This window comes from Candidatus Endomicrobiellum cubanum (assembly GCF_031278955.1).
Classification (GTDB): domain Bacteria; phylum Elusimicrobiota; class Endomicrobiia; order Endomicrobiales; family Endomicrobiaceae; genus Endomicrobiellum; species Endomicrobiellum cubanum.
The window spans coordinates 23,559-31,425 of record NZ_JAITJM010000053.1; the positions used below are offsets into that span (position 1 = coordinate 23,559).

General features: G+C 29.4%; 8 protein-coding genes. All 8 read left to right on the plus strand.

The window, feature by feature from the left end; all coding sequences use genetic code 11:
• Window positions 1–4: 4 nt before the first annotated feature.
• A complete protein-coding gene (locus LBD57_RS05080) occupies window positions 5–427 on the plus strand; it encodes a PTS sugar transporter subunit IIA (RefSeq protein WP_373470252.1) in 423 nt (140 codons plus the stop codon).
• On the plus strand, window positions 399–938 hold the full coding sequence (locus tag LBD57_RS05085; protein ID WP_373470253.1) for a PTS system mannose/fructose/N-acetylgalactosamine-transporter subunit IIB: 540 nt from the start codon (window positions 399–401) through the stop codon (window positions 936–938). Before LBD57_RS05080 ends, LBD57_RS05085 begins: the two co-directional genes overlap by 29 nt.
• Entirely contained in the window at window positions 935–3,019 is a 2,085-nt protein-coding gene (locus LBD57_RS05090; RefSeq protein WP_373470254.1) for an alpha-amylase/4-alpha-glucanotransferase domain-containing protein, read from the plus strand. The genes LBD57_RS05085 and LBD57_RS05090 overlap by 4 nt, the downstream gene beginning before the upstream one ends.
• Before the next feature lie 34 nt (window positions 3,020–3,053).
• Entirely contained in the window at window positions 3,054–3,695 is a 642-nt protein-coding gene (locus LBD57_RS05095; protein WP_373470255.1) for a PTS sugar transporter subunit IIC, read from the plus strand.
• A gap of 1 nt (window position 3,696) precedes the next feature.
• Complete coding sequence (locus LBD57_RS05100) at window positions 3,697–4,476, plus strand: PTS system mannose/fructose/sorbose family transporter subunit IID (protein ID WP_373470256.1); 780 nt, start codon at window positions 3,697–3,699, stop codon at window positions 4,474–4,476.
• Window positions 4,477–4,478: 2 nt separating this feature from the next.
• Window positions 4,479–4,742 (plus strand): HPr family phosphocarrier protein, encoded by a 264-nt coding sequence (locus LBD57_RS05105; protein ID WP_373470257.1) that lies wholly within the window; start codon window positions 4,479–4,481, stop codon window positions 4,740–4,742.
• Window positions 4,743–4,754: 12 nt separating this feature from the next.
• A complete protein-coding gene (ptsP, locus tag LBD57_RS05110) occupies window positions 4,755–6,497 on the plus strand; it encodes a phosphoenolpyruvate--protein phosphotransferase (protein ID WP_373470258.1) in 1,743 nt (580 codons plus the stop codon).
• A 48-nt stretch (window positions 6,498–6,545) separates the two neighbouring features.
• Window positions 6,546–7,867 (plus strand): PAS domain-containing protein (locus LBD57_RS05115; protein ID WP_373470259.1); only part of this gene is annotated, 1,322 nt, incomplete at its 3' end.

A 7,867-nucleotide genomic window follows, 5' to 3' on the forward strand; every position in this document is an offset into this window, starting at 1 on the left:
AATTGTGATTAAAATTGCTGTAGTAGCACATGGAAACCTTGCTAAATCTCTAGTTGATGCGGCAGAGCTTATAGTTGGTAGTCAAGAAAATCTTTACGCTATTTCTAATGGAAAAAATGGTAGTCTAGAATATTTGCAAGATAAAATAAAAAATTTTTTAAGTGATGTAATAGATAAAGATGGTATTTTAATACTTACAGATATGATGGGTGGTAGTCCGAACAACGCTTCTTGCAAAATGTTTGATACTTTTAATGTTGAAATTATTTCAGGCGTAAATCTTCCCATGTTATTATCTGCGATTTTTGCGAGTAAAAATGCTGAAAATATTTTACAATTATCCCAAAAAGTTTTTACTGAAAGCAAGAAAAGTATAATTAATGTTAGAAAGATTTTGTTTGAAAAAAATATGTTATCAAGAGAGTAAGATAGTGCCAATATCTTTGTTTAGAATAGATGACAGACTTGTTCATGGTCAGGTAGTTCAGGGGTGGCTTAAAGCTGTCTCTGTAGATATCCTTTTAGTAGCTTCGGATGTTGCAGCTCAAGATAAAATACAGCAAATGGTTATGGGAATGGCTGTTCCAAGCGATGTAAAACTTAAAGTAAAGAGCCTTAAAGATGCAGTCAATATTTTAAGTAGGATTGACAATAAAACTAGTGTTATGGTTTTGGTGGCAAGTCCAAGAGAAGCTTTTTATATATTAGAGCAGGGAATAAAGTTTAATTCTTTAAATATTGGAGGGATGCACTTTTTTGATGGTAAGAAACAGATTTTAAGCAATGTGTGTGCTGATAATACGGATATAAAATTTTTATATAAAATTTACCAAAGAGGAATTGATCTAGAACCAAGAATTTTGCCAAATGATGAGAGATTAAATATTATACCTTTAATAGAAAAGGAGTATCTAGCTTTATCTGAGGTGAGCAAATGAGCAAAGTTAAGTTTATTTTTTGTACACATAATCACCAGCCAATTGGTAATTTTGGTTGGGTCTTTGAAAAAGCTTATCAGTTATCTTATAAACCATTTTTAAATATTATATCTAAACATAGTGATATAAAATGGAACTTGCATTTAAGTGGAATTCTTTGGGAGTATTTAGAAAAAGAGCATAAGGAGTATGTTAAGAATATTAAAGACCTTGTTGAAAATAAAAAGATAGAAATACTATCTGGTGGATATTTTGAACCTATAATGTCTTCTATTCCAGATAGAGATAAACTTGGCCAAATAGAAAAATTAACAAAATATTTAAAAGATAAATTTGGATCAAATCAAGCAAATGGTATGTGGCTTGCAGAAAGAGTTTGGGAACCGTCTATGGCAAAAATTTTTGCTAAATCTAATATTAAATATACGGTTTTAGATGATTGCCACTTTGCAAATGCAGGTTTTAATATTGACAAATTAAATGGTTACTATACAACAGAAGAAGAAGGTTATAAATTAAATATATTTCCTATAAGTCAAAAAATGAGATATTTGATCCCTTTTTCTAATGTAGAGGAGACAATTGAATATTTTAAATATTTAATAAAGGAGAGCCCTATAGAGGATCCTGTCGTTGTTATGGCAGATGATGGTGAAAAATTTGGAATGTGGCCCAGCACATATAAACATGTTTATGAAAATAAATGGTTATACAATTTTTTAACTGCATTAGAAGATAATTCAGATATTGTAGAAACTGCAACTTTTAGTGAAATTTTAGAATTAAAGAAATCGTCTCAAAGAATATACTTGCCGTGCTCTTCTTACTTTGAAATGTCTCAGTGGTCATTACCATTTGATCACCAAGAAAATTTTGAAAAAGTTTTAAGTAGGAATACTTGTGATATTGAGACCAAAAAATTTTTACGAGGTGGATTTTGGAGAAATTTCCTTGTAAAGTACGAAGAAGTAAATAATATGCATAAAAAGATGTTATATATAAGTGACAAATTAGAATATTTAAAAGAGAATGATAAAAAAAGCTTTAAAAAAGCAAAAGATTTTTTATATGCAGGACAATGTAATTGTGCGTATTGGCATGGGGTTTTTGGAGGCGTTTATCTTCCACATTTGAGGAACGCTATTTATAGTAATATTATAAAAGCCGAAAATTGTTTTAATAAATCTATGTTCAAAAAGCCTTTTTGGAATATTTTTGACATAAATTGTGATAATCAAGATGAGTACTTGTATGAAAGTAAAACACAAAATATTTATGTGTCTGCATATTGTGGCGGCTCCATTTTTGAATGGGATGTTTTTAAAATTAACTACAATTTGTTGGATGTATTTACAAGGCGCTATGAGCCTTACCATAAAATGCTAAAAGAAAATATTGATAAAGCTGTGATAGCAGATGATAAGTCACAAGTGCAAAGCATACACAATGATGTTGTTAAAGTTAAAGAATTCGGATTAGAGAAATATCTTGTATATGATAATTATAAAAGAGCATCCTTAATCGACCATTTTTTTTCATGTGATGTAGAATACGATGCTTGTGTTTTTGGGAATTATCAAGAAAAAGGTGATTTTGTGTCAGGTAAATATGAAGTAAAATTAGTTAATATGAGAAAGTTTTTAAAAAAGCAGGCAAAGCTTAGCTTATGTCGTTATGGTAATGTTGATGGGAAGAACGTGAAGCTTGTTAAAGAAATTTTTCCATTAATAAATGGTTATCATGTGGATTACTCTATAAAAAATAATTGTAGTGATAATTTTGAAATTTATTTTGCGCCAGAACAAATGTTTGCTTTTTCTGCCAAAACAGGAGATGATGCGGGCCATTTAAAAAATGTTGAAGTATGGAAAAGGTATGATGATTATCTCAAAATAGAAGTTGAACTTAAATTGTCTGAAAAATGTGATTTGTTTGTTTACCCAGTGGAGACTGTTATCAATTCTGACAATGGTTATGAAAGAACATATCAGGGAACAGCTGTTATTCCATTAGTTAGGTGTAGCATAGAGCCAGGCAAAGATAGAAAATTTTCTATGGAAACAGTTGTAAATTTTAAATAGTGGTTTTAGAGACACTCAAGTGTATAGGTGACCTATGACAGACAGTATATTTTTTTATGCTTTAGTAGGTGCGTTTTGTAGTATGGACATAACTTTTTTTGGACAATTTATGATTTGTCGACCTATATTTTGTGCTCCTATTGCGGGCTACTTTATGGGAGATATTAATACAGGACTTTGGATAGGTATGATTGTAGAATTGCATTGGATAAATGCTATTCCAATGGGAGTGATAGTTCCAGTCGATGTTTCTCTAATTAGCATTTTGTCTACTTTTTGGGCTTGCAGGTATTTTATTGGAATGCAAGAAGCAGCAGTTTTTGCTTTAGTTTTAGCTATTCCCTTTGCGTATTTTTATAGAGATATGGATATTTCTGGGAGAAATTTTAATATTAAAATTATGCATTTTATTGAAAATGGTATAAAAAATCAAAAATATTTGCGAATGTATGCAGGTATATATTTTGGTTTTTTTCTTTTTACAGCAAGACTATTTTTGTTTTATTTGTTTGCTATATATGTTGGAGGGATGATATATTCGGGTCTTTATTTGCAACTTTCTCAATTTATTATTTTAGGTTTAAGAAATGCTTGGTATTTGCTCCCAGTAGTGGGTTTTGCCTTAGTTATAAAAGAATTTAATATCTTTAGAAAACTTTTTTGTAAGGAACTTTAAGATGATTAAAGTATATTTAAAAATGTTTATAAGATCTTTTTTTCTTCAAGCATTATGGAATTTTGAAAGAATGCAAAACATAGGTTTTATTTATATCTTAAAGCCGTTTTTAGATAAAGTTTATTTAGATGATAAATCTAAGCAAGAAGCCTTAATGAGACATGCAGGTTATTTTAATACTCACCCATACATGGCAAATTTATTAATTGCTATAGTTGCAAGCTTAGAAAAAGATAAAAGTGAAAATAAAGAGGATGCGATTAATATAAGTAGCATTAAAAATCAAATGGCAGGACCACTAGCAGCTATTGGTGATTCATTATTTTTTGGCACGTTAAGACCTTTAGTAGCTTGTTTTAGTATTTTAATTATGTTGCTCTTTATGAAATTTCTAGATCAGAATTTTCAAAAGTATGCGATTTTTGTCCCTATTATTTTTATTATTACTTATAATATTTTTCATATAGCTTCTAGAGCTTGGCTTATGTTTATAGGATTTAAATTTAATAGAGACAGTTTATCTATAATATCAAGTGTTAAAATTTTAATGCCTATAATAAAATATATTGGATTTTTTATTTCTACAGTTGCGTTATTTGTGTATTTGCTGATTTTTAAATCTAGCCCTATAAGTAGTTTGTTTTTTGGAAGTAAAGAAAATGACTTAGCTATATATATAATAGTTTTTTTGTTTTCAATAGTTTTTAATAGATTTGGAGTAGTTTTTTTAATTTATAGTGTAATAATTATATGTTCTTTAATATCATATTTAAGGATTTAAAAATGAAAGAAAAAATTATTACAGTTTCTAATAAAATGGGCTTGCATGCAAGACCTGCGGCTATGCTTGTTCAAGTTGCAAGTAAATATCAATCTTCTGTGAAAATTATAAAGGATAACTTTGACATAGATGCAAAGAGTATTATGGGAATTATGACTTTAGCTGCAGGGCAGGGAAGTCAACTTAAATTTGTGGCAGACGGATCAGATGAAAATGAAGTTTTAACTGAGCTTGAATGTTTGTTTAAGTCTAATTTCAGTGAATAAAAGGAAATTAAAATGTCAAAACTGGAAAATATCATTTTAAAAGGGATCGCAGCTTCTGGAGGTGTTAGTGTAGGAAAAGCGTTTCTTTTAGACGACGATGATATTTGTTTGATTTATAGAGAAATTCCTAAAAATGCAAGAGAAAATGAAAAGAAACGCTTTGATGATGCGATTGAGAAAACAAGACAAGAATTTAAAGAAATTTATAATAAAATTAATGATATTTTAGGTGAAAATTATGCTCATATAGCAGATACTCATATTTTGATTTTAGATGATATGAATATGAGAAAAGATGTTTATAAGCTTATAGAAGAAGGTAGTAATGCAGAATATGCAATATTTAAAGTAATGGATAAGGTTATTCGTTCTTTTGAGTCAATTAAAGATGACTATTTTAAAGAGAGAAAAGTTGATATTCAAGAAGTTGCTAAAAAGATTTTAACGAATTTACTTGGAAAACGAAAAAGGAGTTTTAGAGATTTAAAAAAAAATTCTATAGTTGTTGCTCATAATTTGACCCCTGCAGACACTGTTACAATAAAAGAAAAACTAATCAAAGGTTTTATTACAGATGTTGGTGGAAAAACTTCACATACTGCTATTATGGCACAGGGATTGGGTATACCTGCTGTTGTTGGTTTAAAAGTTGTATCTTCTCAAATAAGAACAGGTGATACAATAATACTAAATGGAAATACTGGTGAAGTGATATTAAATCCGTCTGCTGAGTTATTAGAAAAGTATCAAAAAGAATATGATAGGCAGAATGAAGTTATAAAAGAGCTAAAGAAATTAAAAGATTTACCTATTGAAACGTTAGATAAGCGTAGTGTATTAATTTTTGCAAATATTGACAATCCTGATGAAGTATCTTCTGTTTTAAATAATGAAGCAAAAGGGATAGGTCTTTATAGAACAGAATTTATGTATTTTAACCGCAATAGTATTCCATGTGAACAGGAACATTTTGAGGCGTATTATAGAGTTGTAAAAGAAATGTCAGGATATCCTACAACTATAAGGACTGTAGATTTGGGTGGAGATAAGCTTGCAAAGTTTGGACTCTTAAAGCTTGGACGAGAGCAAAATCCATTTTTAGGGTTAAGGGCTATAAGATTATGTCTTAAATATCCTGATGATATTTTTATTCCTCAATTGAGAGGTATTTTAAGAGCTTCTGCTTTTGGAAAAGTAAGACTTATGTATCCTATGATATCAGGTCTTGATGAGCTTCGTGATGCAAATAAAATACTTCAAGATGTCAAACAAGACTTAAGAAAAAGTAATGTAAGTTTTGATGAGGATATGGAAGTTGGCACAATGATAGAAATACCATCTGCGGCTGTTATTATGGACATGATAGCTAAAGAAGTAGATTTTGTTTCAATAGGGACTAATGATTTGATACAATATACTTTAGCAGTTGATAGAATAAATGAAAATGTTGCTAATATCTATAATCCTATGCATCCTGCAGTTTTGAGGCTTATAAAGCATATTATAGATAATGCTCATAAAGAAAAAATAGAAGTTGGTATGTGTGGTGAAATGGCAGGAGATCCATATTATACGCCTATCCTTTTAGGATTTGGTCTTGATGAGTTTAGTGTATCGCCATTTCAAGTTCTTAAAATAAAAAAAGTTATATGTGGTGTATCTTTTGAACAAGCAAGAGCAATATCAGCTAAAATTTTAAAATGTGGAGATAAAGAATCCATTTCAAAAATAGTGAGTGCGATACAAATGATCTAAAAATAAATTTTGTCAGGTATATAATTTTAAGATTTAAAGGAAATTCTTATGGAAAATATTATAAGTAATGACTCTGAAGAAATTGAATCTGTTGTAGCTATGTTACGCAATTTTGCGCCAAAAGAGCCAATAGAAAATGCTGTTATATATTTTTGGGAGAGTCATAATAAGCATTCTGATGAAAAAATGAAAACACAAGCTACAGCTGACTTAATTTATAAAGAATTTGATCTACTTTTTTGTGAAAAATACGAAGTACGTACAGGATATTTAAGTCGTTGGAATTATATGCCAAAACCTTTAGAAATATGCAGTAAAGATGAAATAGCAAAAGCTATAATTAGAGGTAAAGAAGAAGAATCTGAATGGCTTAATAGATGCCAACCTGATTTTCCAGATTTTATAAAGAAAGATTGGCAAGATTGTATATCTGGAGAGAAAAATCCATACTATGAGAGTTGCAAAAGTCTTGTTATTAAAAAGATAAATAGTGATGAAATTTTTGCTAATGCTTTTAGTAAAAGTGTTGATGAATTTTTATCTACTCATAATACTGACAGAATAAATTGTAATTCATATATTATAGAAGAAACTTCATGGATACTTACGCTTCCATTGTTACATTTAAATAAGCCTATATATTTGGTACACATCGGAAGTGCTAATAGTGCTGTTGTAGCAATGTTTCATCATTTCTCGAATCTTCAAAAAGCAGTAAAGTGGTTATCTCCTCGCTTTAGTGTAAGTAAATTTCAAAATGCTTCTGAATTTTTGTTGGATTATAGAAATGCTTTACATGTCGGGCACTCATATGCGGTTGAAAATAAACAAATTGTACAAGAAGTAGAAATTTTTAAGAAACAAAAAGAGCAAAATTTAAAAAATTCAGAAAAATTATTGAAAAATGAGTCTATAAAAAATAATTTATTGAGTTCTATCATTGATGAAATACCGTGTCATCTGTATTGGTTGGATTATAATAATGTTTATCAAGGCTGTAATTATATACAAGCTAAAACTTTAGGATTGAGTTGTTCTGTTGATATTATTGGAAAAACTAATTATGATTTACATAGTGTTGATGAAGCAAATAAGTTAAATGAGATTAACTATGCTGTTATGAGCACAGGTCACATATATGAGAGTGAAGATACAATTTCTTTAGATGGCCAATTTAAAAAGTTTTTATCGAAAAAAACACCTCTTTTCGATGCGGTAGGGAAAGTTATTGGGTTGTTAGGAGTCTCTTTTGACATAACAGACAAGAAAAGAGCAGAAGAGTTGGAGAGACAAAAAGGATTATATGAAATAGCAAAGGGAGTAGCACATGACATATGTTCGCCACTAGCAGCATTAGAGATGGTAAAATA

What these genes read in the sequence shown, in the direction of transcription:
- LBD57_RS05090 (WP_373470254.1), top strand. Translation starts at nt 935, where the DNA reads ATGAGCAAAGTTAAGTTTATTTTTTGTACACATAATCACCAGCCAATT.
- LBD57_RS05095 (WP_373470255.1), top strand. Translation starts at nt 3,054, where the DNA reads ATGACAGACAGTATATTTTTTTATGCTTTAGTAGGTGCGTTTTGTAGT.
- LBD57_RS05100 (WP_373470256.1), top strand. Translation starts at nt 3,697, where the DNA reads ATGATTAAAGTATATTTAAAAATGTTTATAAGATCTTTTTTTCTTCAA.
- LBD57_RS05105 (WP_373470257.1), top strand. Translation starts at nt 4,479, where the DNA reads ATGAAAGAAAAAATTATTACAGTTTCTAATAAAATGGGCTTGCATGCA.
- ptsP (WP_373470258.1), top strand. Translation starts at nt 4,755, where the DNA reads ATGTCAAAACTGGAAAATATCATTTTAAAAGGGATCGCAGCTTCTGGA.